Source organism: Phyllobacterium sp. T2-21 (assembly GCF_055378485.1).
On sequence record NZ_AP027912.1, the window covers coordinates 3,494,762 to 3,517,827 of the forward strand.

General features: G+C 60.1%; 20 protein-coding genes. 7 read left to right on the forward strand and 13 right to left on the reverse strand.

Annotation, left to right across the window (positions count from 1 at the left end):
- Positions 1 to 38: 38 nt before the first annotated feature.
- Together ACZ5FP_RS17355 and ACZ5FP_RS17360 are read left to right on the forward strand one after the other, a co-directional pair.
- Positions 39 to 596, forward strand: coding sequence for a sigma-70 family RNA polymerase sigma factor (locus ACZ5FP_RS17355; protein WP_223612503.1), 558 nt, complete (start codon positions 39 to 41; stop codon positions 594 to 596).
- Complete coding sequence (locus tag ACZ5FP_RS17360) at positions 583 to 1,224, forward strand: NrsF family protein (protein ID WP_464661397.1); 642 nt, start codon at positions 583 to 585, stop codon at positions 1,222 to 1,224. The genes ACZ5FP_RS17355 and ACZ5FP_RS17360 overlap by 14 nt, the downstream gene beginning before the upstream one ends.
- A gap of 169 nt (positions 1,225 to 1,393) precedes the next feature.
- Here the strand turns inward: ACZ5FP_RS17360 and iolB are convergent, their stop codons facing one another.
- The 6 genes from iolB to ACZ5FP_RS17390 all read right to left on the reverse strand — a co-directional run bounded on the left by iolB (position 1,394) and on the right by ACZ5FP_RS17390 (position 8,253).
- Positions 1,394 to 2,188, reverse strand: a complete 795-nt coding sequence (gene iolB / locus ACZ5FP_RS17365) for a 5-deoxy-glucuronate isomerase (protein WP_464661398.1) — start codon at positions 2,186 to 2,188, stop codon at positions 1,394 to 1,396.
- A gap of 4 nt (positions 2,189 to 2,192) precedes the next feature.
- On the reverse strand, positions 2,193 to 2,414 hold the full coding sequence (locus ACZ5FP_RS17370; RefSeq protein WP_464661399.1) for a DUF3329 domain-containing protein: 222 nt from the start codon (positions 2,412 to 2,414) through the stop codon (positions 2,193 to 2,195).
- Entirely contained in the window at positions 2,411 to 3,295 is an 885-nt protein-coding gene (gene iolE / locus ACZ5FP_RS17375; protein WP_464661400.1) for a myo-inosose-2 dehydratase, read from the reverse strand. Before iolE ends, ACZ5FP_RS17370 begins: the two co-directional genes overlap by 4 nt.
- Positions 3,296 to 3,469: 174 nt before the next feature.
- The gene (iolD, locus tag ACZ5FP_RS17380) at positions 3,470 to 5,320 is read right to left on the reverse strand and encodes a 3D-(3,5/4)-trihydroxycyclohexane-1,2-dione acylhydrolase (decyclizing) (RefSeq protein ID WP_464661401.1); all 1,851 of its coding nucleotides are present in this window, start codon (positions 5,318 to 5,320) and stop codon (positions 3,470 to 3,472) included.
- 23 nt (positions 5,321 to 5,343) lie between these two features.
- Positions 5,344 to 7,275 carry a bifunctional 5-dehydro-2-deoxygluconokinase/5-dehydro-2-deoxyphosphogluconate aldolase gene (locus tag ACZ5FP_RS17385; protein ID WP_464661402.1) on the reverse strand — a complete coding sequence of 644 codons (1,932 nt, stop codon included), beginning with the start codon at positions 7,273 to 7,275 and terminating at the stop codon, positions 5,344 to 5,346.
- A gap of 135 nt (positions 7,276 to 7,410) precedes the next feature.
- Positions 7,411 to 8,253 carry a MurR/RpiR family transcriptional regulator gene (locus tag ACZ5FP_RS17390; protein ID WP_223612496.1) on the reverse strand — a complete coding sequence of 281 codons (843 nt, stop codon included), beginning with the start codon at positions 8,251 to 8,253 and terminating at the stop codon, positions 7,411 to 7,413.
- 160 nt (positions 8,254 to 8,413) lie between these two features.
- On the opposite strand from ACZ5FP_RS17390, the gene ACZ5FP_RS17395 reads away from it, so the two are divergent.
- A complete protein-coding gene (locus ACZ5FP_RS17395; RefSeq protein ID WP_464661403.1) occupies positions 8,414 to 9,547 on the forward strand; it encodes a Gfo/Idh/MocA family protein in 1,134 nt (377 codons plus the stop codon).
- 227 nt (positions 9,548 to 9,774) lie between these two features.
- On the opposite strand, the gene iolG is transcribed toward ACZ5FP_RS17395, so the two are convergent.
- From iolG to ACZ5FP_RS17420, 5 genes are all read right to left on the reverse strand, one after another.
- Positions 9,775 to 10,764 carry an inositol 2-dehydrogenase gene (iolG, locus tag ACZ5FP_RS17400; protein WP_464661404.1) on the reverse strand — a complete coding sequence of 330 codons (990 nt, stop codon included), beginning with the start codon at positions 10,762 to 10,764 and terminating at the stop codon, positions 9,775 to 9,777.
- A gap of 54 nt (positions 10,765 to 10,818) precedes the next feature.
- Positions 10,819 to 11,844 carry an ABC transporter permease gene (locus tag ACZ5FP_RS17405; protein WP_346307380.1) on the reverse strand — a complete coding sequence of 342 codons (1,026 nt, stop codon included), beginning with the start codon at positions 11,842 to 11,844 and terminating at the stop codon, positions 10,819 to 10,821.
- Positions 11,845 to 11,872: 28 nt separating this feature from the next.
- Positions 11,873 to 13,414, reverse strand: coding sequence for a sugar ABC transporter ATP-binding protein (locus ACZ5FP_RS17410; protein ID WP_464661405.1), 1,542 nt, complete (start codon positions 13,412 to 13,414; stop codon positions 11,873 to 11,875).
- A gap of 75 nt (positions 13,415 to 13,489) precedes the next feature.
- Positions 13,490 to 14,419, reverse strand: a complete 930-nt coding sequence (locus tag ACZ5FP_RS17415) for a sugar ABC transporter substrate-binding protein (protein WP_223612491.1) — start codon at positions 14,417 to 14,419, stop codon at positions 13,490 to 13,492.
- Between the two features lie 312 nt (positions 14,420 to 14,731).
- Complete coding sequence (locus ACZ5FP_RS17420) at positions 14,732 to 14,869, reverse strand: hypothetical protein (RefSeq protein ID WP_464661406.1); 138 nt, start codon at positions 14,867 to 14,869, stop codon at positions 14,732 to 14,734.
- A gap of 37 nt (positions 14,870 to 14,906) precedes the next feature.
- On the opposite strand from ACZ5FP_RS17420, the gene ACZ5FP_RS17425 reads away from it, so the two are divergent.
- Positions 14,907 to 18,101 (forward strand): glycoside hydrolase domain-containing protein, encoded by a 3,195-nt coding sequence (locus tag ACZ5FP_RS17425; protein WP_464661407.1) that lies wholly within the window; start codon positions 14,907 to 14,909, stop codon positions 18,099 to 18,101.
- A 73-nt stretch (positions 18,102 to 18,174) separates the two neighbouring features.
- Here ACZ5FP_RS17425 and ACZ5FP_RS17430 read toward each other — a convergent pair whose 3' ends face one another.
- Together ACZ5FP_RS17430 and ACZ5FP_RS17435 are read right to left on the reverse strand one after the other, a co-directional pair.
- Positions 18,175 to 19,008 carry a TIM barrel protein gene (locus ACZ5FP_RS17430; RefSeq protein WP_464661408.1) on the reverse strand — a complete coding sequence of 278 codons (834 nt, stop codon included), beginning with the start codon at positions 19,006 to 19,008 and terminating at the stop codon, positions 18,175 to 18,177.
- A 126-nt stretch (positions 19,009 to 19,134) separates the two neighbouring features.
- Positions 19,135 to 20,166: a LacI family DNA-binding transcriptional regulator gene (locus tag ACZ5FP_RS17435; RefSeq protein ID WP_464661409.1), complete on the reverse strand. Its 1,032-nt coding sequence runs from the start codon at positions 20,164 to 20,166 to the stop codon at positions 19,135 to 19,137.
- Positions 20,167 to 20,328: 162 nt separating this feature from the next.
- On the opposite strand from ACZ5FP_RS17435, the gene ACZ5FP_RS17440 reads away from it, so the two are divergent.
- The 3 genes from ACZ5FP_RS17440 to ACZ5FP_RS17450 all read left to right on the forward strand — a co-directional run bounded on the left by ACZ5FP_RS17440 (position 20,329) and on the right by ACZ5FP_RS17450 (position 23,051).
- Positions 20,329 to 21,423, forward strand: coding sequence for a fatty acid desaturase family protein (locus ACZ5FP_RS17440; protein WP_464661410.1), 1,095 nt, complete (start codon positions 20,329 to 20,331; stop codon positions 21,421 to 21,423).
- A gap of 75 nt (positions 21,424 to 21,498) precedes the next feature.
- Positions 21,499 to 21,816, forward strand: a complete 318-nt coding sequence (locus ACZ5FP_RS17445; protein WP_346307373.1) for a MocE family 2Fe-2S type ferredoxin — start codon at positions 21,499 to 21,501, stop codon at positions 21,814 to 21,816.
- A gap of 2 nt (positions 21,817 to 21,818) precedes the next feature.
- Positions 21,819 to 23,051, forward strand: coding sequence for an NAD(P)/FAD-dependent oxidoreductase (locus tag ACZ5FP_RS17450; protein ID WP_464661411.1), 1,233 nt, complete (start codon positions 21,819 to 21,821; stop codon positions 23,049 to 23,051).
- The last annotated feature ends 15 nt before the right edge of the window (positions 23,052 to 23,066 follow it).

Below are 23,066 nucleotides of genomic sequence, written 5' to 3' on the forward strand. Positions count from 1 at the left end.
CCTTTTCGCCGCTGCTGCGAATAAAGGAATGAACCAGGGTGCATTCGGTCGAAGCGCGTTTGAAGGAACTGATGCTCGCAAGCCTTGCGGGCGACGCGCAGAGCTATCGTGTGCTGCTCGATGAGGTGGCCAAGCTTTTGCGCCGGTACTTTCTGCGCCGTCTGGCCGATGCCCACCGGGGCGACGCGGACGATCTGGTGCAGGAAACACTGCTCGCCCTGCACACGCGGCGGCAGACCTATGAGCCGGATCGGCCCTTCACCGCGTGGCTGCATGCGATTGCGCGCTACAAGCTGATCGATCATTTCCGGCGCAACCGCATCCGGGCAACCGTGCCGCTGGACGATGTGGAAGACCTGTTTCTGCAGGACAATTCAGACGCCGCCGCAGACCGCATGGATGTGGACAGGCTGTTGCAGACCATACCGGAAAAATCACGGGATCTGATTTACCGGACCAAGATAGAAGGGCAGTCGATCGCGGAAGCGGCCCGAAGCACCGGCCTTTCCGAATCGCTCGTGAAGGTCAGCATTCACAGGGGATTGAAAGCCATAGCCGCGAAGTTGAGAGGACAGGCAGCCGATGACGACAAATGATCTGATCGAGCGTCTCGCCAGCGAATTGAAGCCGGTATCGCGCAAAGCCGTGCTGCGGCGGATCGGCATCGGCCTTGGCATCAGCTCGGTCGCCTCCGCCGTTCTCATGTGGTCGTGGCTGGGCATGCGCCCGGACCTGATGACCGCGGCGGGGACCATGGCCTTCTGGGTCAAGTTCACCTATACGCTCGCGCTTGCCGTCGGCGGCGCCTGGGCGGTCAAGCGCATTGCCTACCCGCTTGGCAGCATCCGCATCAGCCTTGCCGTGATGGCGGTCGCCATCGCCCTCATCTGCATGCTTGCCTTCGCCCAGCTCGCCATGTCGCCGCGCGATCACTACGCCAACATGATGAAGGGGCACACGATTACGGTCTGTACCTTCAACATCGTGGTGCTGTCGCTGCCGCTGCTGTTCGGCGCCTTCTGGGTGCTGCGCGGCCTCGCGCCGACGCGGCCCACGGTTGCCGGGATCGCGGCGGGCCTTGCGGCGGGATCGATTGCAGCGCTTATCTACTCGTTCCACTGCGATGAAAGCGCCATGCCGTTCATCGCCATCTGGTACACGCTCGGTGTGATTTCCTCCGGCCTGATCGGCGCGATTGCCGGCCGCTTCATTCTGCGGTGGTAGATTGTAGCCGCTGCAGGACTGACAGTGCGTGGTTCGACAAGCTCACCATGAGGGGTGTTGAGGATTGCAGGACGCCATATTCTACTGCCTATCACTTTAGCTTTGCAGCCCGCATACCTCCCTCATGGTGAGCTTGTCGAACCACGCACCATAATATTGCAATCCCAGCCTACTTCATCAGCCATTCATGCTCGGGCGCGTTGTGGAATTTCCACGTGCGCTTGGGACCAGCCATGACATTGAGATAATAGAGGTCATAGCCATGACAGGCAGCGCAGGGATGATAGCCCTTGGGCACCATGACTACATCACCATCCTCGATCGCCATCGCCTCATCCAGTGACCGGTCATCCGTATAGACCCGCTGGAAGGCAAAACCTTGGCGCGGATTGAGCCGGTGGTAATAGGTTTCCTCCAGATAGGATTCCGCCGGCAGGTTGTCCTGATCGTGCTTGTGCGGCGGATAGCTCGACGTGTGTCCGCCCGGCGTGATCACCTCGACCACGAGCAGTGAATCCGCCGGTTCGCTTTCCGGCAGGATGTTGGTGACATAGCGCGTGTTGGTGCCCTTGCCGCGTGTTTCCTGACCAAGGTCGTCAGGCGCGATCACGCGCACCGGAAGATCGCCGCCACGGCTTGGCGCCGAGCAGACGGCAAGTTCGACAGCCGTATCGGCCACCACCGACCAGTCGCAATTGGCGGGCATGTAGACCGACCACGGCTTGCCCTCGAACGGCGACATGCGCTCGCCCAGCAAACCGAGATCGTGGCCGTTGACTTGGGCAAATCCCTTGCCCGTCACGAAGACAAGACATACTTCCGTGTCGCCGCTGCGGCCGGCAATGGTCTGGCCCGGCGTGGCGCGATTGAGGTCGAAGCCGACATAGGTCCAGCCGGCGGTTTCCGGTGTGACATGCGCCACGCGGCCGGTGCCGGTTTTCGCCTTGAGCAACAATTTCGACATGGTTCTATTCCTCTTTCCCGTCCGCATCCGCCGGCTTGACCGGTTCGGATGGGTCAAAAGCGATGAAAAACTGCCAGACGCCATAACCGGCGAAACCAAGCGCTATCGTCCCCCAGAACGGTGTGCCCGTGACGAACTCGAAAATGGCCCATGCCACGCAGAAGGCCACGACGGCGATACGCCGCCACAGGGGACGAAAGAACGGATGCTTGGAATCGCTGGTCAAACCAATCCTGCCTCTTTGATGAAGCGGCTGAGATTGGCATGGCCAAGCTTGGAATAGACGGCTGGATCAGCCTTCACAGGGTCCTGCTCTGCCTCGACAACCACCCAGCCGCTATAGCCCTGGAGTTCCTTGAGAACACGAACATAGTCGATCATGCCGTCGCCGGGAACCGTGTAAACGCCGGCAAGGACGGAATCGAGGAAGGACCAGTCTTCGCGGTTGGACTGCCACATCACGGCTTCGCGGATATCCTTGCAATGCACATGGCTGATACGCGCCTTATGGTGGCGGGCGAGACGTGCCGGATCGCCGCCACCCCAGGTGGCATGGCCGGTGTCGAGCAGCAGATGCACCGCGTCGCCCGTTACCTGCATGAACCGGTCGATCTCGGATTCGGTCTGCACCACGGTGCCCATGTGGTGATGATAGACCACCTGCAGGCCATAGGTCTGCTTCACCGCTTCGGCAAAGGCGGTGTAACGCTTGCCGAATTCAGCCCATGCCGACTTTTCCAGAACCCGACGGGCCGACAGCGGCAGATCCTTGTTGGAGTGAATGGCGTTCGACGTCTCGGCCGCGATGAGGACTTTGCAGCCCATGTCCTTCAGCAGCGTGGCATGGCCGACAACAGCCTTCAGTTCGGCATCCACGTCACGCACCAGCAGCTCGGTCGAGTACCAGCCGCTGACAAGACTATGTCCGAACGCATCGAGGATCGGGCGCAGCTTGTCCGCCGTGCGCGGAAACTTGTTGCCCAGCTCCATGCCGGTGAACCCGGCGGCCTTCGCCTGTTCCAGACAGGTTTCCAGAGGGATATTGCCGCCGATTTCGAGCATGTCGTCATTGGACCAGCCGATTGGGTTCGCCCCGATACGGATCATTCTTGTCTTCCTTCAGTTGTTGTGTGCGGGGTGCGTGGTTCGACAAGCTCACCATGAGGAAAGTGGGTTGACTGCAGCACCAATCGCAAAGATTGCAGAATATGACTTCCTGTCATCATCTACGTCCCTCATGGTGAGCTTGTCGAACCACGCACTATTTATCTACAAACCGGGTTAATCGCCGACGCGCTGCAGTTTCAGCTTCTCTTCATAGGATTTGCGCGCGGCATTGACCTGCGGGCGCTGGCTGACCTCGGGCACAGCCACATCCCACCAGGTGCCGCCGGCATCGGTGGAAACAAGCGGGTCCGTGTCGATGACGACAACCGTGGTCCGGTCGTTGTGTTTGGCGCGTGCAAGTGCAGATTCCAGTTCCGCAATCGATGCAACCTTCTCAGAAATGGCACCAAGGCTTTTTGCATGGCCGGCAAAATCGACGTCAGGCAGAACCTCGTGGCGCGAGTCTTTCAAGAGGTTGTTGAAGTTCGCCCCGCCCGTGCCCATCTGCAGCCGGTTGATGCAGCCGAATCCGCGATTGTCGAGCAGGACAATAGTGATCCTCTGACCCAGCATTACCGAGGTGGCGATCTCCGAATTCAGCATCAGATAGGAGCCGTCGCCGATCATCACGACCACCTCGTCATCCGGCTTGGCCATCTTTGCCCCGAGGCCGCCCGCGATCTCGTAGCCCATGCAGGAGAAGCCGTATTCGGCGTGATAGGAGCCCGGTGCGCCCGCCTGCCACAGCTTGTGCATTTCACCCGGCAACCCGCCCGCCGCATGCAGGACGGTCGCCGCGCTGCCCATGGTCCGCTGCACGGCGCCGATCACCTGCGCATCCGACGGCAGGACCGCATTGGTCGGTCCGGTAACTTCGGCGGCGGCCTTCTGCCACTCGGCCTTGCCCTGTTTGGCATTTTCGGTCCAGCTCACGGGCGCCTTGTAACCGGCGGTCGCGGCAGCCAGTTCCAGCAGCCCTTCCCGCGCATCGGCAACGAGAGCCGCTGCGCGGTGCTTGCCCGCATCGAAAGCCTGCACGTTGAGGCCGATGAATTTCTTGCCGCCATTGCGAAACAGCGCCCAGGAACCGGTGGTGAAATCCTGCAGGCGCGTGCCGACGGCCAGAATGACATCCGCCTCTTCCGCCAGACGGTTGGCAGCCGATGTACCGGTCACGCCGATGGCCGCCATGTTCAGGGGATGATTGTCAGGCAGGGAGGACTTGCCGCCCTGCGTTTCGCAGACGGGAATACCCGCCGCTTCCACGAAGGCTGTCAGTTCGTTCGATGCCTGCGAATAGATGACGCCGCCGCCGGCAATGACCAGCGGCTTTTTCGCGGATTTGAGCAATGCGACGGCGGCAGCCAATTCCTCGCGGTCCGGGCGCGGGCGGCGCGTCGTCCACACGCGCTCGTCGAAAAAACTTTCCGGATAGTCATAGGCTTCCGCCTGCACATCCTGGCACAGCGCCAGCGTCACCGGACCGCACTCTGCCGGATCGGTCAGCACCGCCATGGTGCGGGCGAGTGCCGGGATGATCTGTTCGGGCCGGGTGATCCGGTCGAAATAGCGCGAGACGGGACGGAAGCAATCATTGGCCGAAACCGTGCCGTCACCAAAACTTTCCACCTGCTGCAGAACCGGATCGGGAATACGGTTGGCAAACACATCGCCGGGCAAAAGCAGCAGCGGCAGGCGGTTGACATGGGCAAGCGCTGCCGCGGTCACCATATTGGTCGCGCCCGGTCCGACGGAACTCGTCACCGCCATCATGCGCTGGCGGAAGCTGGCCTTGGCGAAGGCGATGGCCGCATGCGCCATGGCCTGCTCATTGTGGGCGCGGTAGGTCGGCAGTTCGTCGCGCACCTGATACAGCGCCTCGCCGAGACCGGCCACGTTGCCGTGGCCGAAAATCGCCCAGACACCGGCAAACACCGGCACCTTCCGGCCATCGATCACGGTCATCTGGCTGGCAAGGAAACGCGTCAATGCCTGCGCCATCGTCAGGCGTATCGTCTTGGTCATGTCAATCTCCTCCCGGCCTGATGCTATGCCGCTTGTTGCTTGCGGCTGGCAAGCCATGCCCTGGTCAATTTTTCGAAACGGTCGGCCATATCGGCAATGGCAGCCTCATCGGATATCTTTCCCGCCAGCCATTGTTCGGCGGCGTCCATGAAAATCGTCCGCCCGACGGCAAAGCCTTTGACGACAGGCGCATTGGCGGTGGCAGCGAAGGCTGCTTCCAGCTCATCCTGCGGCGCTTCCAGCCCGAGGAGGACGACACCTCGGCACCACGGATCGTTCTTTTCGATCACCGCCTCGATCTTCTTCCATGCGGCGGCCGAAGCCTGCGGTTCCAGCTTCCACCAGTCCGGCTTGATGCCAAGCGCGTAGAGTTCTTCCAGCGCCCGCGGAATGGTCATGTCGTCGAGCACCCCGTGCTTTCCGGCAATGATCTCGATCAGCAGTTCGCGTCCGACCTTGCGCGCCGCCTCGAACAGGGCGCGCAGCTTGGCCTGCTGTTCCGCCTTCAGTTCAGCCGGATCGTCCGGATGATAGAAGCACAGGCATTTGATGCAATGATCCACCGGCCATTCCGCCAGCTGCGACCCGATATCCTGCGAGAATTCAAACCGCAGCGGGCGCGAGCCCGGCAGTTCGACCGGGCGGCCAAGCCAGTCGAAATTGTGCCGGGCAAATTCGAACATCGCCTCGCGCCCGAACTTTTCATCGAGCAGCATACCATAACCGCTGCGGCCATCCGCAACCCGTGCGGCGGCCTTGACGGCCAGTTCCTTGAATGCCTGCACCCGGCCGATATCCGCGCCAAGCCTCTGGGAAAGGTCCTCGAGCTGCACGCGATGGTCAATGGCAAAGGCCATCATCGAAGGGATGTCATGGCGGCGCGTGGTTGCCCAGTGCACATGATTGATCGCCTCGTCCTTGCGCAGGGCATGCTGCGGGCTGCCGTGTTCAAGGAAGAACTGCAGCTCTTCGAATGTCGGGATTTCCGGCGAGCACAGGAGACGTGACACCGCAAAGGCGCCGCAGGCATTGGCCCAGGTCGCCGCCGTGGCGAGGCTTTCGCCGCCGAGCCAGCCGCGCAGGAAACCGGACATGAAGGCGTCGCCCGCGCCCAGCACGTTGAACACCTCGATGGGAAATCCCTTGCCGACAATCCCGTCCTCAAGATCATCCGAAATGGCGCCTTCATAGACGATGCAGCCCATCGGGCCGCGCTTGAGCACGATGGTGGCATGGGCGGAAAGCGCGCGGATGGTCTTCAATGCCGCAAGCAGATCAGCCTCGCCGGAGGCGATCAGCACTTCCTCTTCCGTACCGACGATCAGGTCGCAGTCGGCCAGCACCGTCTTCAAATGGCTCGATACGGCATCGGAGGCGATATAGCGGCTGTCGCCCGCCCCGTGACCGGCAAGTCCCCAAAGGTTCGGCCGGTAGTCGATGTCGAACACGACCTTGCCGCCCGCCTCCTTGATCAGGCGGATCGCCTTGCGCTGGGCGGCATCGGTGTTGGGCTTGGAAAAATGCGTGCCCGTCACCACCACGGCGCGGGCCGAGCGGATGAACTCCGGATCGACGTCGTCCTCATGCAGCGCCATGTCGGCGCAGTTCTCGCGGTAGAAAATCAGCGGAAAGCTCTTGTCGTTCTCGACCGACAGGATGACCAGCGCCGACAGCCGTTCCGCATCGGTGATGACACCATCGACGGCCACGCCTTCGCGCAGCATCTGCTCGCGGATGAAACGGCCCATCTGCTCGTCGCCGACGCGGCTCAGAAGTGCCGAGCGCAATCCGAGACGAGCCGTGCCGATGGCGATATTGGCCGGGCAGCCGCCGACGGATTTGGCGAAGGACGCGATATCCTCGAGGCGGGAGCCGATCTGCTGGCCGTAGAGATCCACCGACGAGCGGCCAATTGTGATGACATCAAGCTTTTTGCCTGTTGCAGCGCTGCCCATGACGATCCTCCCGATATGCTGATCCATCCCGCTGAAAACAGGCCGGGAATTTTTGCATATGAAATAATAATTCTATCAAATCGTCAATATGGAATGTATATTCTTTTTAGATTTCCCGCATTTCATTTGGCGCTGTTACAGGCTGCGGCGTCGTTCCGCCACGCTCACAGTCAACGCCATGGCGAGCGCCATTGTCCCGGAGAGAGACCGGAATCCGGAAAAGTCGCCTTCCGCCGCCTCGAACCACACGCTGGCGGATTGCGCCAGCGGGGAAAACGCGCTGTCGGTGATCGCAACGACAGGCACGCCGCGCGCTGCCAGCGCTGCCGCATGCTCGACCGTTGCCGAGGCATAGGGCGAAAAGCTGATGGCAATCGCCGCATCCTGCGGCCGGGCAAAGGAAAGGATTTCCGGGTCGATACCGGCCGTCGATTCAATCAGCTGATTGCGGATTTTCAGTTTGCCGAAGGCATAGGCCATATAGGCGGAGATCGGATAGGACCGGCGGCGGGCGATGAGATAGATCGTGTCCGCATGCGCCAGAATTTCCACCGCGCGCTCCAGCACATCCTCCTCGGCACTGCGGGAAATGGTCTGGATGGATTGGCTGGCCGCCGACAGGAACCCATTGAGAATGACGCGGTTCTTCGAAAGGCCCGGCGTATCGCCGCGCAGGCCCGACAGCCGTTCTTCATACGAGCCCTGCCGTTCCCGCAGGCGTTCGCGGAACACCGATTGCAGGCTGGTAAACCCGTCAAAACCCAGATGCTGGGCAAAGCGGATAAGCGTGGAGGGCTGCACGCCGGCCGACTGGGCAATGCTTGCCGCCGTGCCGAAGGCGATTTCATCGGGATTGCCGAGGGCATAGGCCGCGATCTGTGCCAGCCGCTTGGGCAGGAGCTGGCGGCGATCCAGGATCAGCGTGCGCAAGGCATCGAAGTCCTGCGGCAGAGTTGCTTCTGTGGCCGTGCTGCCCATTGCGAATCGTTCCCCTTGGTTTTGCGATACGGATGGCGAGACTACCAAAATAATCCATTCCGCAAAACGGATCAGTTATTCCATTTTCATCCGTTATAGATTACTTCAATCAACATCTGCAAGAGATGCAGACATCCTCAAATGTCGTGGGAGTGAAGACATGTCGGGTCGTGGGAATGCGCGCACACTGGGTGTAGGGCTGATCGGAACCGGGTTCATGGGCAAATGCCATGCCCTGGCCTGGAATTCCGTCCGTGCGGTTTTCGGTGATGTCCCTCCGGTCCGTCTCGTGCATCTCGGCGAAGCCAATGCCGAGCTTGCCAGCCAGCGCGCCGCCGAATTCGGCTTTGCCAAGGCGTCGGGCGACTGGCGCGCCGTGATCAACGATCCCGATGTCGACGTCGTCTCCATCACCACGCCCAACCAGTTTCATCCGGAAATGGCGCTGGCCGCGCTTCAGGCCGGCAAACACGTCTGGTGCGAAAAGCCCATGGCCCCGGCATTCGACGACGCCAAGGCCATGACCGCTGCGGCAAAACAGTCCGGCAAGGTTGCGGCGCTCGGTTATAATTACATCCAGGGTCCGGCCATCCGCCATATCCGCCAGCTGCTGGCGGAAAAGATCATCGGCGACGTCAATCATCTGCGCATCGAGATGGACGAGGATTTCATGGCCGATCCCGACGCGCTGTTCTACTGGAAGCATGCTGCAACGTCAGGTTATGGCGCGCTCGACGACTTTGCCGTGCATCCCCTGTCGCTGCTCTGGGCGCTGTTTGGCCGGGTCACCCGGGTCATGTGCGACATGTCAAAACCCTATGCCGAACGCAAGACGCAGGACGGCGGCATGAAGGCGGTTGAAACCTATGACAGCGCCAGTGTGCTCCTGCATATGGAAAACGGCGTGGCCGGCACGCTGCAGGTCAACCGTTCCGCCTGGGGCCGCAAGGGACGTATTGCCCTGCAGATTTTCGGCTCGAAAGGCTCGATCCTGTTCGATCAGGAACGCGCCAATGAATTCCAGCTCTACCTCACCGCAGACCGGCCGACGGAACAGGGCTACCGGACGATCCTGACCGCGCCGCATCACGATCCCTATGGCCGCTTCATCCCGGCTCCCGGCCACGGTCTCGGCTTCAACGACCTCAAGATCATCGAGTGCCATGAACTGATCAAGCGCATCGATGGTGAGGCAGCGCATCTGATCGGATTTGAGGACGGTTTGGAGATCGAGCGCACCGTGCACGCCATGGCCCGGTCATTCAGTGAACAGCGCTGGGTGGATGTGCGGTAAGGGGGATTTCCCTCTTCACCCTGTGGATTGCGGGTTTGCGGTGCGTGGTTCGACAAGCTCACCATGAGGGAGGTGGTTTGGCTGCAATGCCAACCTGATAGGTTGCAGAATAGTGCGCCCTGCAATCCTCGCTCTCCCTCATGGTGAGCTTGTCGAACCACGCACGACCACCCTGCATATAACCGCCCTGCCGGTGACGCACCGGCAGGGCGTTTTTCATTGAAAACTCAAAGGCTGATCGTCTTGCCTTCCTTGACCGACCGCAAGGCGGCATCGGCCAGCGCCAGCGCGATCAAGCCATCCTTGCCGCTGGGAGCGGCCTTGGCGCCCGTTGCAATCGCGTCAATGAAAGCGGCTATCTCGTTGGCATAGGCTTCCGTGTAGCGGGTCATGAAGAAATCATGCAGCGGCGGACGGGTATAACCGTTGCCATTGGCGACTTCGATCGACACCGGACGCTGGTTCTCCGCCGCCACCATGCCCTTGGAGCCATGCACTTCGATGCGCTGGTCATAGCCATAAGTCGCGCGGCGCGAATTGGAGATGACGCACTGCTTGCCGGAGGCGGTGGAGAGAATGACGCTGACGCTGTCGTAATCGCCGAGCTCACCGATCTTCTTGTCCACCAGAACCGAAGCATGGGCGGTCACCGCCACCGGGTCTTCGCCCAGCAGGAAGCGCGCCATGTCGAAATCATGGATCGTCATGTCGCGGAAAATGCCGCCGGAACGGGTGATGTATTCGGCTGGGGGTGCACCCGGATCACGTGAGGTGATCGTCACCATTTCGACCGCACCGATGGCACCATCGTCGATCGCTTTGCGCACGGCGGCAAAATGCGGATCGAAGCGGCGGTTGAAACCGACCATCAGGGTGGCCTTGGTTTCATCGACGACGGCAAGGCATTCCTCGACGCGCTTCACATTGAGATCAATCGGCTTTTCGCAGAAGATCGCCTTGCCGGCGCGGGCAAAGCGCTCGATCAGGTCCGCATGCGTATCGGTCGGCGTGCAGATGATGACCGCATCGATATCACCGGCCTTTTCGATCTCATCGATGGTGCGGATTTCACAGCCATAGGAGCTGGAGAGGTCCTTCGCGGCCTGTTCGAACGCATCCGCCACCGCAACAAGTTTCGCCTGCGGGTTGGACATCACGGCCTTTGCGTGAACCTTGCCGATACGGCCCGCACCGAGCAGGCCAAAGCGTACAGTCATTTCATTACCTCTTGGAAAGATGCCCGGATGGGTTCCGGGCATTACAGATTGGTTTCAGACTTTTCTCTTCTTCTGGCGATAGACGTCCACGACGACAGCCGCAACGATAATCACGCCCTTGATGATTTCCTGGTAATAGGCATCGACCCGCAGGAAGGTGAACCCGGAAATCATCACGCCGAGAATGATGGCGCCGATAACCGTGCCGGTGATGCGCCCGACGCCGCCGGTCAGCGAGGTACCGCCGATGACGGCAGCCGCAATCGCATCCAGCTCATAGGTTACGCCCATGCCCGACTGCGCCGTCTGGGCGCGAGCCGCGGTGACGATACCCGCAAGACCGGCCAGCACGCCGGCGATGGCATAGACCTTGATCAGGTGCCGCTCGACATTGATGCCGGAGACGCGCGCCGCCTGAACATTGGCGCCGATGGCATAGGTGAATTTACCGTAGCGCGTATAACGCAGCGCGATATGGAAAATGAACGCCACGACCAGGAACACCACCACCGGCCAGATGCCCGTGCCGATGAAATTGAACTGGTCGGTCAGCCCTGAAACCGGCGAGCCCTTGGTGTACCACTTGGCGACGCCACGTGCCGACACCATCATGCCAAGCGTCGCGATGAACGGCGGAATCTTGGTCTGTGCGATCAGCGCGCCATTGATGATACCGGCGATCAGGCCGATACCGAGACCGATGGCCAGCGGAATGATGAAAGGCAGGTCCGTCAGGCTGGGATAAACAGGCCTTGCCCAGGTCGAGGCCTGCGCGAAACTCGCGGCAATCATCGCCGTCATACCGACAACGGAGCCCGATGACAGATCGATGCCGCCGGTGATGATGACCTGCGTCACGCCAACAGCGATAATGCCGATGACGGACACCTGCAGGATGATGATGGTCAGGCGCTGCTGGTTCATCAGAAAGCTCTGCCCGACGAAAATCCAGCCGAGCACTTCATAGATCAGGGCAATGCCGATCAGGACCAGGAGGATGCTGACCTCCGGCGGCAGCCGGCGCCCCTGCTTCGAGACCGCCGGTGCGGCTGCCTTTGCGGTTGCTTGTTCGCTTGTCATTGTTGTTCCTCCCCGTCCGGCAGCGGCTTCACTTGGAAGCCAGCTCCATGACTTTTACCTGGGTTGCCTCTTCCCGATCCAGGAAACCGGTGACGCGGCCCTCGTGCATCACCATGATGCGGTCGCTCATGCCGAGAACCTCAGGCATTTCCGACGAGATCATGATGACGGCGACACCCTGCTTGGCGAGTTCGGAGACAAGGCGGTGGATTTCCGCCTTGGCGCCGACATCGATGCCGCGCGTCGGTTCATCGAGAATGAGAATTTTCGGATTGGTCAGCAGCCAGCGGCCGATCAGCACCTTCTGCTGATTGCCGCCGGAAAGATTTTCGACCCGCTCCTGCAGATTGGGCGTCTTGACCCGCAGCTTGTCGCTCATCACCTTGCAGGCCGCGGCAATGCCCTTTTCCGAAACAAAGCCGAATTTGACGAACCGGTCCTGCAGCACGGCGATCTGCATGTTCTCCAGCACATCGAGAATGAGCAGGCAGCCGGTTTCCTTGCGGTCTTCGGTGATGAAGGCCATGCCATGCTGGATCGCCTGGTTCGGCGAGGCGATGGCAACCGGCTTGCCATTGATGGCCATTGAGCCCGTCGTGGCGGGCGTCACGCCGAATATGGTTTCGGCGACATTGGAGCGGCCCGACCCGACCAGCCCGGCAATGCCGAGAATTTCACCGGCCCGCACATCGAAGGAAACGCCGCTGAACACATTCTTCAGCGCGAGGTCTTTCACCGAGAGGACGACATCGCCGATCGGCACGGTCTCTTTCGGAAACATCTGGGTGATCTCGCGCCCGACCATCATCTTGATGATGTCGTCGCGCGTCACGTCGGTGGACGCATGCGTGCCGATATAACGGCCATCGCGGAACACCGAGAATTCATCGGCGATCTCGAACAGCTCGTTCATCTTGTGGGTGATGTAGACAATGCCGATGCCCTGGCTGCGCAGGCTGCGGATGATCTCGAACAGATGCGCCACCTCGCGCTCGGTCAGCGCCGAGGTCGGCTCATCCATGATCAGCACATCGGATTCGTAGGAGACCGCCTTGGCGATCTCGACCATCTGCCGGTTGGCGACGCTCAGGTCCCGCACCTGCGCTTCCGGGTCAAGCGCGATGTTCAGCCGCTTGAACAGCTCGGCGGTCATCGCGAACATCTTGCCGTGATCGACAAAGCCGAACATGTTCTTCGGCTCGCGCCGGATCCAGATATTTTCGGCCACCGTCATGAAAGGCATCAGGTTCAGTTCCTGATGGATCATGGCAATGCCGTTCTCCAGCGCATCGAGCGGCGATTTCAGCCGGATCGGCAGCCCCTTCAGGAAAACTTCGCCCTGATCTGGAACATATATTCCAGCCAGGATCTTCATCAGCGTGGATTTGCCGGCGCCGTTTTCGCCCATCAGCGCGTGCACTGTCCCGCGCTTCAGGCGGAACGACACATCGTCCAGCGCCAGGACACCGGGAAATTCCTTGCGGATATTCTCAACATTCAACAGATATTCGGCGTTCGGCACCGCACCACTGGCGCGAACCGCAGCCATCGTTGTTGGGCTGACTGCCATAGTCGTCTCCTCCCGAGACATTGAGCAAAGGCTGGAACGCGCCCGGAGGCGCGTTCCTGTGCAAGGCGCGGTGCCTTAGTTCTTGGACTGGTACTTCGACAGATTGTCCGGCGTCACCAGCTCGAAAGGAATATAGACCTTGGTCTCAACCTTTTCGCCCTTCGACAGCTTCAATGCGGCGTCGACCGCACCCTTGCCCTGACCGGCGGCATTCTGGAACACGGTCACGCGGAGATCACCGGCAGCCATGGCAGCGAGCGCATCCTGCGTCGCGTCGACACCGGCCACGACAACCGTGTCCATCTTGCGTCCGGCGGCCTTGAGGGCCTGGATCGCGCCGATGGCCATTTCGTCATTGTTGGAAATGACGGCATCGAATTCCAGACCGGCGGAAAGCCAGTTGGTCATGAGGTCGGCACCCTGGGTGCGCGACCAGTTGGCGGTCTGCTCCTCGACGATGGTAAGGCCCTTGCATTCATCCGTGGCGATCACGTCGTGAATGTCCTTCGTGCGCTGGCGCGCCGCCTGGTTGGACAGCTCGCCCATCATGACAACGACTTTGCCCTTGCCCTTCAGGAGCTTGCAGACTTCCTTGGTTTCCAGCGTGCCGGACTCGACTTCGTTGGATGCAACAAAGGCCTGCTTTGCCGGCAGTTCGTTGACGTTGACCGGCTCGCGGTTGACGTAGACCAGCGGAATGCCCGCTGCGGTCGCCAGCTTCGACATGGCGGCCGTCGCGTCCGTATCCACCGCGTTGACGATGATGGCATCGACCTTCGAGGCGATAAAGTTCTGGATCTGGCTTTGCTGCTTGGCAACGTCGTTCTGCGCGTCTTCCACCTGCAGCTTCACGCCATCCAGCGTCTTGGCATAATCCTGCATGCCATTGCGCAGGACCGTCAGGAAGTTGTCGTCGAACTGCGCCATCGACACGCCAATATTGGCGGCCAATGCCGACGTGCTCATCAAGGCTGCAACAGCCACGCTCAATATCAGTTTTTTCATTTCGTCTCCTCCACATGGTGCCCGGCCACACCGTCCTGATCCGGAAGCTCCGCGAACGTCGGCATCGTAGCCACGCAACCCCTGCTGCCAGCGATGCCTCTGCCCCTAGAGTGCGCGAAACGTCGCGCAAACTTTTCTGGACTTGTCATACGGAATATAAAAACCGTCGCATCCAGTTTCTGAAATATTTATTCCATTTTCTCAAGAAGGCGTCAAGCGGGGTTCGTGAAAACCGGGTAATAATTGAGGGGTAAATTTTGCACAGCTGCGCAACCGGATTGTCTGTCTTCAACGCCGGTTTTTACCTTCACATCAGGTATTCTTCAGACTTATTGATAATTGACCCGCATCCTGAATTGATAAAATCATCGCTTTCAATCGTTTTAAATCGACTTTGGAGGGACCGATTTGGGCGAGGCTTGCCAGCGGCGGCGACATTTGCAGCTGCATTCCATTTTCAACGACAAAAAATTTTTGGGAGGACATTATGAGACTAAAGGCACCGCTTATTGCGGGCTTGTTCAGCTGCGTCGCATTGGTGGGTTGTACCGGCTCGGATGACAAGGACGCTGCGGCATCCCAGGGAACATTCGATGGAGCAGCCAAGGACCTGAACACACAGGTATCTCAACCATCGGACACAATCAGCCAAGCAGTACAGGTCAAACAAGCTCAGGGCGATGCCGACATTGCGGCTTTGCGAGTCACGCTTGGCGAGGTCCAGCAAACCCTGAAGACTCTGGAAGCCGGCATAACCGCAACGAAGACAGAAAACGACCTTACCAAATTGCGGCGATTCAATCTGCCGCAGGCAGAAGACGATGCAGCCGCGCTTGCACTGAAACTGGGTGACATCAGCTCGTCCAGATTCAGCCCGCTGATAGAATTTGCAGACAATCTGCGGCAGCGCATCGATCTGCTGCAGACCAATTTCCCGCTGGTGGCGGCGGACCGGGCCCGCCTGCAGAATTTGGCCAGTGACCTTGAAAAAGCAAGGACTGATCTGGTTGCCGCCAGCACCAAATTCGACGCAGACCGCGCCACTCTAACATCAACGAATGATGCTATCCGGCAATTGCTGGAAACGGTGAAAACCAAAGCCGATGCCGCATCGATAACAGCGCTGACAGACCAAATCGTCAGTCTGTCGATCGCGATTGAAGCGCTGACGAGAAACAGCAACGGTGAAATCAGAGCTTTCAATTCACGCCTGATCGCGTTTGAAGACTCGCTTGATTTTTTGCAGCCACGAACGGATATGCCCCTGACCCAGTTTGTCAATCCGTTCATCGGCACAACCATTACAGACAGTGGCGGGGCCCCATCAGGCAGCAATCATTCCGGCAACGTCAACCCCGGCGCACAGACACCCTTCGGCATGGTCAGCTTCGGGCCGGATACAGAGGGAAGCGGAACTGACTTCGGCAGAGGATCAGGCGGCTATTATTACGACGATGGAGCAATTCAGTATTTCAGCATGACCCATCTCAACGGCCCCGGCTGCCGCGGTCAGGGTGCGGTGGCCATTCTGCCACAGGAAATTAACAGCCTGATATCGAGCAACGGCGCAAGATACAGCCACGCCGATGAATCGGCGCAACCCGGCTACTACCGGGTCAAATTCAACAACATCCTCAGCGAACTGACCGCGACGACGAGAACCGGCATGGCGCGTTTCTCCTACGCCGACAAGGACAAGGCTTTCCTCGTCATTGACGCCACGCTCAACAACCGGGCAAAACCGAAAGCCAAAAACATCGTTGCCAATCTTGCCACAATCACCTTGGGCGAGGATAGGAGAACGATTTCCGGCAAGGCGTTCGCCGGGAGCTTCTGTGGCGGAACATGGGATCAGCCCGTCTATTTCCATGCCGCTTTTGACAAACCTTTGAAGGACACATCTTCGGTCAAAGACGGTGCAGCCACTCTGCAATTCGATCTGACCGATACGGATAAAACCGTTCAGGTCAAGATCGGCATTTCATCAGTCAGTGCTGACAATGCCAGGAAGAATCTTGAAACGGAAAACAATGGCTGGTTATTCGATACTGTCAGGCAGCAATCAGACGCTATCTGGAACAAGCGCCTCAATACCATCCAGATCAGTCTGGCGAAAGCGGAGGAACAAGCGAAGCTTCCATCGGACAAACAGCCGGCTATCAAGACCAATCTGACGAAATTCTATACGGCGTTCTATCGCGTTTACAGCGGCCCCACCGTTTTCAGCGATGTCAACGGCGACTACCGCAGCATGAAACAGACGGCACCTTTTCCGGAAAGCGACACTCTGCCTGACCGCACAACCGAGAACGTGGCCAATTACAAATTCACGCTGGACGGCAAGGAAAGCGGCTACAAGACGCACTACTCCGGCTTCTCCATGTGGGACACCTACCGTTCCGCCGCGCAACTGGTGGCTCTTGTCGCTCCTGACGAGGCCAGCGAGATGATGCAATCGCTTGTTGCTGACGCGCAGCAATGCGGTGCATTTCCGCATTGGGTGAATGGCAGCGAGGACACCATCCCCATGCAGGGCGACCACGCCCTCAACGTTATCGCCGGATCCTACTTGTTTGGGGCGCGGAATTTCGACCTGGCCAAGGCGCGCAAATACACGGAGCAATCCACATTCGAGGCCACAAGCGCCTGCAACGACAAGCTCAGCGTCGGGCGCAATGCCAATCTGCCTGCCTTGCCGGACTATCTCAAACTCGGCTACATCGCTACCGATGCAACCGCAAAATGGCACGCATCCTCTGCCACTATTGAAATGACAACCAGCGACCGGTCCGCCGCTGCTTTCCTTGCCAGTCTGCCCGCGTCGGCAGGTGTCAAGCCGGACACCATTCAGGCGCTGTTCAAACGCGCCTCAAACTGGCTGAACATTTTTGACACGGGCCTGAAGAAGCTGCGCGCTAAAAACAGTGCAGACAAATGGCAGAATGGCAGTTTTCATGAATCGACGGAGGAAAATTACATCTGGGCGTTTGCCCATGACTGGACCGCGCTCATCGGCAAGCTTGGCGGCAAGGATGCGGCCATTGCAAGGTTGAATACGCTGTTTTCAATCCCCGCGCTCTCAGCATTCGGCAACATAAAGCAAGAGCCTTCTGGAAAGAGCCTGAACGGAGGTGAAGCATCGGCTGGTTACTACATCGGCAATGAACCGGCCTTTCAGACACCATGGGCCTACAACTGGGCGGCTGCACCAAAATATGCCCAGTACATCATCCCGGTGATCATGAACAAAAACTTCTCCATTAACCCTAGCGGATTGCCCGGCAATGACGACATGGGCGCGACATCGGCGTGGTACGTCTGGGCGGCACTTGGGCTCTACCCGGTCATTCCCTCTGCGCCCGGGCTGGCTGTATCTACACCGCAATTCCCGGACATAACTGTCTGGCTCGGCAACGGCAAGAAGCTGTTTATCAAAACGGATAGGGACGCAATGCTCGACAATGTCCGGTACATCAATGAAATGGCGCTCAATCACACACCCTATCAAGGCCTGTGGCTGCCCCTCGACAAGATCAGGGACGGTGGCAAATTGAACTTCAAGCTGTCAGCGACACCAACGGCATGGGGTGAAGATGACAGTCTTGTCCCACCCTCAGGACCAAACGCCGATTACAGCAAGTCCACAGCCAAACCGCCCGCGGGTGCGCAAATCATCCCGTAGAGTGATGAAATTTCTGACCTTGAAAACCGGCGCCGGCTCACCCCGGCGCCCACTTTTTGGCAGCCGTCAACGATCAGGATTGAGCAAGACCATTCCTTACCGCGGTCATGCTTGCCCTGATCGCGCCAGCCGGATCGTCCAGCTGCTGCACCTCCTCGGCGAACGGCTCGAACGAGAACAGCCCCGCATAGCCCCCGGCCAGAAGTGCCCGGATCTGCGCGATGTTGCCGAGACGGTCCTGCACATCGACGAGAACGCGGTGCGAGTCGCGCATGTCGCTGATGGAGACGGCGGCATCGGTCACGCCTGAAATATGAACGAGCCCAGTCCATTGCGGGAAAAGCGCCGGTTCCCCGGCGAGATGGTGGTGGAAGGTGTCGTGGACGATCCGGAACGTGTCCTGCCCGCCAATGTCCTCGATGGCCTCGACAGCCTCGCGTTTTGAGCGCAGCGAACAGATTTCAAAGCCGAGCGGTTCGACGAACCCGAGCAGCCCCCGCGCCTCCAGGATCGGCTTGAGCGCTGTCAGCGCCGCACGCAGACTCTTCTGCCGCGCGCCGTCCTCCTGACCGGTCCCGTCATTGACCGGCACCAGAACGAGAGCCGCCGCGCCTGCATCCCTGGCATAATCGGCGAGTTCAATGGCTTCCTTCTCGCGCTCGGGCGTCCATTCATTGAAGCGCTGCAGCGCATTGATCGTCGCGATCTTCACCCCGGCCTCCGCCGCCTGCGCCCGAATATCGCCCGCCGGCGTTCCGTCGATGATGGCATTGCCGGTGAGATCGTTACGGATTTCCACGTCCTGCACGCCGATGCCGCGCGCCAGCTGGAAGAAAGCCTGCGGCCGCAACGCCGGCGTGACCATGTGATTGATTGCAAAAACCGGTGCGGAACGCGTCGCGCTCATCGGAAAACCTCCCAGGAATGAAATGCCAGCACAATGCCGGCGCCGCGCGAAACATCTGTTCCATTCAGCGGTCAGTCAATCGCCCCGACGCCGCAGAAACTATCATCTCTGATAGATTCGGCTGTTTCAGATGTTTTCAGGCAGATAAATATCGAACGGCAGAAAGGTTTGTCCTGGCGTGTTGGCTGCGCCGGTTTCGATGACATGGCCCATCAGTTCCACCAGTTCACGGCAGAGACGCGGCAGCGGGGTGGCAATGGCCATCGTGACGACATTGTCAGCCAGCGCCGCGCGCGATTCCGGCGTGATTTCATTGCAGATCATCACCGGTGGCTCCGGCAGAATGCTCTCGCGCAGGGCTGCGATCGCCCCTTCCATGCCGCCGCCGGCGACATAACACCCCGCCAGATCCGGATGGTGTTCCAAAAGATTGAGCATCGCTTCATGCGTGATCTGCCGTGTCTCCAGATTGATCAGCGTATCGAGCACGGTAAACTCGGGCGCTTCTTCGCGAAAGAACGAGCGGAAGCCGATTTCCCGCAGCTCATGCCCCTGAAACCGGTGACTGCCGACAAAGATCGCCACCTTGCCCGGACGGCGCGCCGTTTTGGCGATCATCCAGGCCGCCGTGCGCCCCGCCTTCCGGTTGTTCAGGCCGACATAGCCCTCGCGCACGCCAGCGGCAAAATCGGACAGCAGGGAGAAAACGGCAATGCCCCTCGCCTTCAGTTCTTCGATCACGGCGGTGATCGACGGATGGTCCGGCGCGACGAGCGCGACCGACTGCGTGCGCCCGGCGAGAGACCGCAGCTTGACGATGATATCCTCTGGCGCCAGCGACGGGCAGAAGTCGACCACCGGCACGCCGCGGAAATGCGGCGCCGCATGCACCGCCTGATCGATTTCCCGGGCAAAATCCTGATAAAAATGCTGGCCGGATTTCTGCAGGAGAAAACCGAGCCTGTATTCCGGCAGTTCCTGCCGCATACGCTGGTGGATCAGTCCCGCCGCGTGATAGCCGATGCTGTTGGCAGCGTCATAGACGCGCCGCGCCGTTTCCTCGCGCACGGGCAGGCGGTTGTTGAGCACGCGGTCCACCGTCGCCACGCTGACCCCGGAAACCCGGGCAAGATCGGCAATTGTCGGTCTGTTGGCCATATCGCCTCGAATGATAGATTCTATCATGAAACCGTATCATCCGATGATGGAGATTGATAGGATTTTATCATCACGAATTGAGCATGCCCCCTGCCATCGCTACACTTCTCCCATCGGGCCGCAGTGTTTGAAGTGTGTGCCGAAGGATTGGGAGGTCCTGCCATGGACGCAGCATTACCGGCATCACGCGATTACAGCCTCGTTGGCCGCGATTCACAGCGCGCCATCGAGACCGGGCTGGCTGCCGCCGAGTGGTATCACACCGATGTGCCGCGCAAGGCCATGAAGGAGCTGATGAAGCGCGAGGACGGGCCGGCCATGCGCGACACGGCGATCTGGCTCGGCAGCATGGTTGTCCTTGCCGGGCTGGGCATTGTTCTCTGGGGCACGATCTGGTGCATCCCCGTCTTTCTCGCCTATGGCGTGCTCTACGGCTCCGCTTCGGATTCGCGCTGGCACGAATGCGGCCACGGCACCGCCTTCAAGACCCGCTGGATGAACGATGCGGTCTATCAGATCGCCTGCTTCATGATCATGCGCAATCCGGTGACCTGGCGCTGGAGCCATGCGCGTCACCACACCGACACGGTCATCGTCGGCCGCGACCCGGAGATTGCCGTCATGCGTCCGCCCGATCTCGTCCGCCTCCTCCTGAATGTCTTCGGCATTCTCGATGTCTGGCATGCGATGACCGACATGTTGCGCAACGCCGCCGGGTTTGTCAGCGCCGAGGAAAAGAGCTTCATCCCCGCGCAGGAGCAGCACAAGGTCGTGCGCTTCGCCCGCATCTGGCTGGCGATCTATGCCGCCACCATTGCGCTGGCCGTGTACACAGGCTCGATCCTGCCGCTGATGCTGGTCGGCCTGCCCCGCCTGTATGGCGCGTGGCACCATGTCCTGACCGGCCTGCTCCAGCATGGCGGGCTTGCCGACAATGTCATCGATCACCGCCTCAACAGCCGCACAGTACTGATGAACCCGGTCAGCCGCTTCATCTACTGGAACATGAATTATCACGTCGAGCATCACATGTTTCCCATGGTGCCCTATCATGCGCTGCCACGCCTGCATGCCATGATCAGGCACGACCTGCCCGCCCCCAATCCGTCCATCCTTGACGGCTACCGCGAGATGATCCCCGCCTTCCTGCGCCAGCTGCGCAATGAAGACTATTACCTCAGGCGTGAATTGCCGCTGACGGCAAAACCCTACCGCGAGGAATTCCACGGCGAGGATGCCCGCGCTGCAGCGGAATAGAATTGGTAAGAAACTGCTTACAAACAAGACCAATGAGCAGGGCCTGTGCGGCTCCTGCCAAAGGGAGGAAAGACCATGAGCGACTGGATTGAGGCCTGCACGGCGGACGATATCGACGAGGAAGACGTCATGCGTTTCGACCACGCGGGCCGGACCTTTGCGATCTATCGCAGCCCCGATGACGAATTCTTCGCCACCGACGGGCTTTGCACCCATGAGCATATCCATCTGGCCGACGGGCTCGTCATGGATGATATCATCGAGTGCCCCAAGCATAATGGCCGCTTCAACTACAAGACCGGCCAGGCCAAGGGTGCGCCGGTCTGCGTCAATCTGAAGACCTATCCGGTGAAAGTCGAGGCCGGCAAGGTCCTCATCCAGCTGGCTTCCTGACGATGACCGCCGGTATGGTCATCATCGGCGGCGGCGAATGCGGCGCCCGCGCCGCCTTCGCGCTGCGGGAGAACGGATATGCCGGGCCGGTCACGCTGATCGGCGCGGAAAAACACCTTCCCTATGAACGGCCGCCTTTGTCCAAGGACGCCATGATTTCACCGGAGCATCCCGTCGCCAGAACCATCGCGGGAGAGGACCGGTTCGCCGAACGGGATATCCGCTTCGTTGCCGGCACGACCGCGATTGGAATAGACCGGGAAGCGAAGGACGTCATCTTCGCCGGTGGCGAACGTCTTGCCTATGACCGGCTGCTGCTCGCGACGGGTGCCATCCCCCGCCCGCTGCCGCTGGCGGCGGCAAGCAGGCATTGCACCTGTCTGCGCAGCTATGACGACGCGTTGGCCATCCGGGCGCAGCTTCAGCCAGGCGCGCGCATTGTCATTGTCGGCGGCGGCTTCATCGGCCTTGAACTTGCGGCCAGTGCGCGCCAGCGCGGCGCCGTGGTGACCGTGCTCGAAACCCAGGCGCGCATTCTGATGCGCGGCGTACCGGAGGAAATCGCCGCAGTCATCGCGGCACGTCACCGGCGGGAAGGCGTTCTCATCCGCTGCGGCGTTGCCATTGCAGCGATCACCGACCGGGAAACCGGCGTCACCATGACGCTTGCCGATGGTGAAAAGCTTGAGGCGGACCTCGCCATCATCGGCATCGGCGCTCTGCCGGTAACGGCGCTCGCCGAGGCAGCCGGTCTTGAAACCGCCAACGGCATCCTCGTCAATGCGCATCTGCAGACGAGCGACCCCGATATTTTTGCCGCCGGCGATTGCTGTGCGTTTCCGCTTGCCCTGTATGGCGGTCGCCAGGTGCGGCTGGAAGCGTGGCGCAATGCGCAGGAACAGGGCACGCTGGCGGCCCGCAACATGCTTGGGCTTTGCGAGCCGCATCTCGCCGTTCCGTGGTTCTGGTCCGATCAGTACGAGTTGGGGCTGCAGGTGGCCGGGCTTGCCGACGAAGGTGCCCGGACAATCCGCAGGGATCTCGGCGACGGCGCGTTCATCCTGTTCCATCTCGCGGCGGATGGACGCCTCGTCGCTGCCAGCGGCATTGGTCCCGGCGGCAGCGTCGCCCGGGATATAAGGCTGGCGGAAATGCTGATTGCCCGCAGCGCCTGTCCCGATCAGGCTCATCTTGCCGCCCCGGACATCAAACTCAAATCGCTGCTCGCAGCCTGAAACGGACGGAGACAC

Excerpts from the sequence above, each read along its gene's own strand:
- ACZ5FP_RS17385 (WP_464661402.1), bottom strand. The coding sequence starts at position 7,275 with ATGGGCAGCGCTGCAACAGGCAAAAAGCTTGATGTCATCACAATTGGC.
- ACZ5FP_RS17390 (WP_223612496.1), bottom strand. The coding sequence starts at position 8,253 with ATGGGCAGCACGGCCACAGAAGCAACTCTGCCGCAGGACTTCGATGCC.
- iolG (WP_464661404.1), bottom strand. The coding sequence starts at position 10,764 with ATGACTGTACGCTTTGGCCTGCTCGGTGCGGGCCGTATCGGCAAGGTT.
- ACZ5FP_RS17415 (WP_223612491.1), bottom strand. The coding sequence starts at position 14,419 with ATGAAAAAACTGATATTGAGCGTGGCTGTTGCAGCCTTGATGAGCACG.
- iolB (WP_464661398.1), bottom strand. The coding sequence starts at position 2,188 with ATGTCGAAATTGTTGCTCAAGGCGAAAACCGGCACCGGCCGCGTGGCG.
- iolD (WP_464661401.1), bottom strand. The coding sequence starts at position 5,320 with ATGACCAAGACGATACGCCTGACGATGGCGCAGGCATTGACGCGTTTC.
- ACZ5FP_RS17440 (WP_464661410.1), top strand. The coding sequence starts at position 20,329 with ATGGACGCAGCATTACCGGCATCACGCGATTACAGCCTCGTTGGCCGC.
- ACZ5FP_RS17410 (WP_464661405.1), bottom strand. The coding sequence starts at position 13,414 with ATGGCAGTCAGCCCAACAACGATGGCTGCGGTTCGCGCCAGTGGTGCG.
- ACZ5FP_RS17360 (WP_464661397.1), top strand. The coding sequence starts at position 583 with ATGACGACAAATGATCTGATCGAGCGTCTCGCCAGCGAATTGAAGCCG.
- ACZ5FP_RS17405 (WP_346307380.1), bottom strand. The coding sequence starts at position 11,844 with ATGACAAGCGAACAAGCAACCGCAAAGGCAGCCGCACCGGCGGTCTCG.
- ACZ5FP_RS17430 (WP_464661408.1), bottom strand. The coding sequence starts at position 19,008 with ATGAGCGCGACGCGTTCCGCACCGGTTTTTGCAATCAATCACATGGTC.
- ACZ5FP_RS17445 (WP_346307373.1), top strand. The coding sequence starts at position 21,499 with ATGAGCGACTGGATTGAGGCCTGCACGGCGGACGATATCGACGAGGAA.
- ACZ5FP_RS17425 (WP_464661407.1), top strand. The coding sequence starts at position 14,907 with ATGAGACTAAAGGCACCGCTTATTGCGGGCTTGTTCAGCTGCGTCGCA.
- iolE (WP_464661400.1), bottom strand. The coding sequence starts at position 3,295 with ATGATCCGTATCGGGGCGAACCCAATCGGCTGGTCCAATGACGACATG.
- ACZ5FP_RS17435 (WP_464661409.1), bottom strand. The coding sequence starts at position 20,166 with ATGGCCAACAGACCGACAATTGCCGATCTTGCCCGGGTTTCCGGGGTC.
- ACZ5FP_RS17395 (WP_464661403.1), top strand. The coding sequence starts at position 8,414 with ATGTCGGGTCGTGGGAATGCGCGCACACTGGGTGTAGGGCTGATCGGA.
- ACZ5FP_RS17420 (WP_464661406.1), bottom strand. The coding sequence starts at position 14,869 with ATGCAGCTGCAAATGTCGCCGCCGCTGGCAAGCCTCGCCCAAATCGGT.
- ACZ5FP_RS17450 (WP_464661411.1), top strand. The coding sequence starts at position 21,819 with ATGACCGCCGGTATGGTCATCATCGGCGGCGGCGAATGCGGCGCCCGC.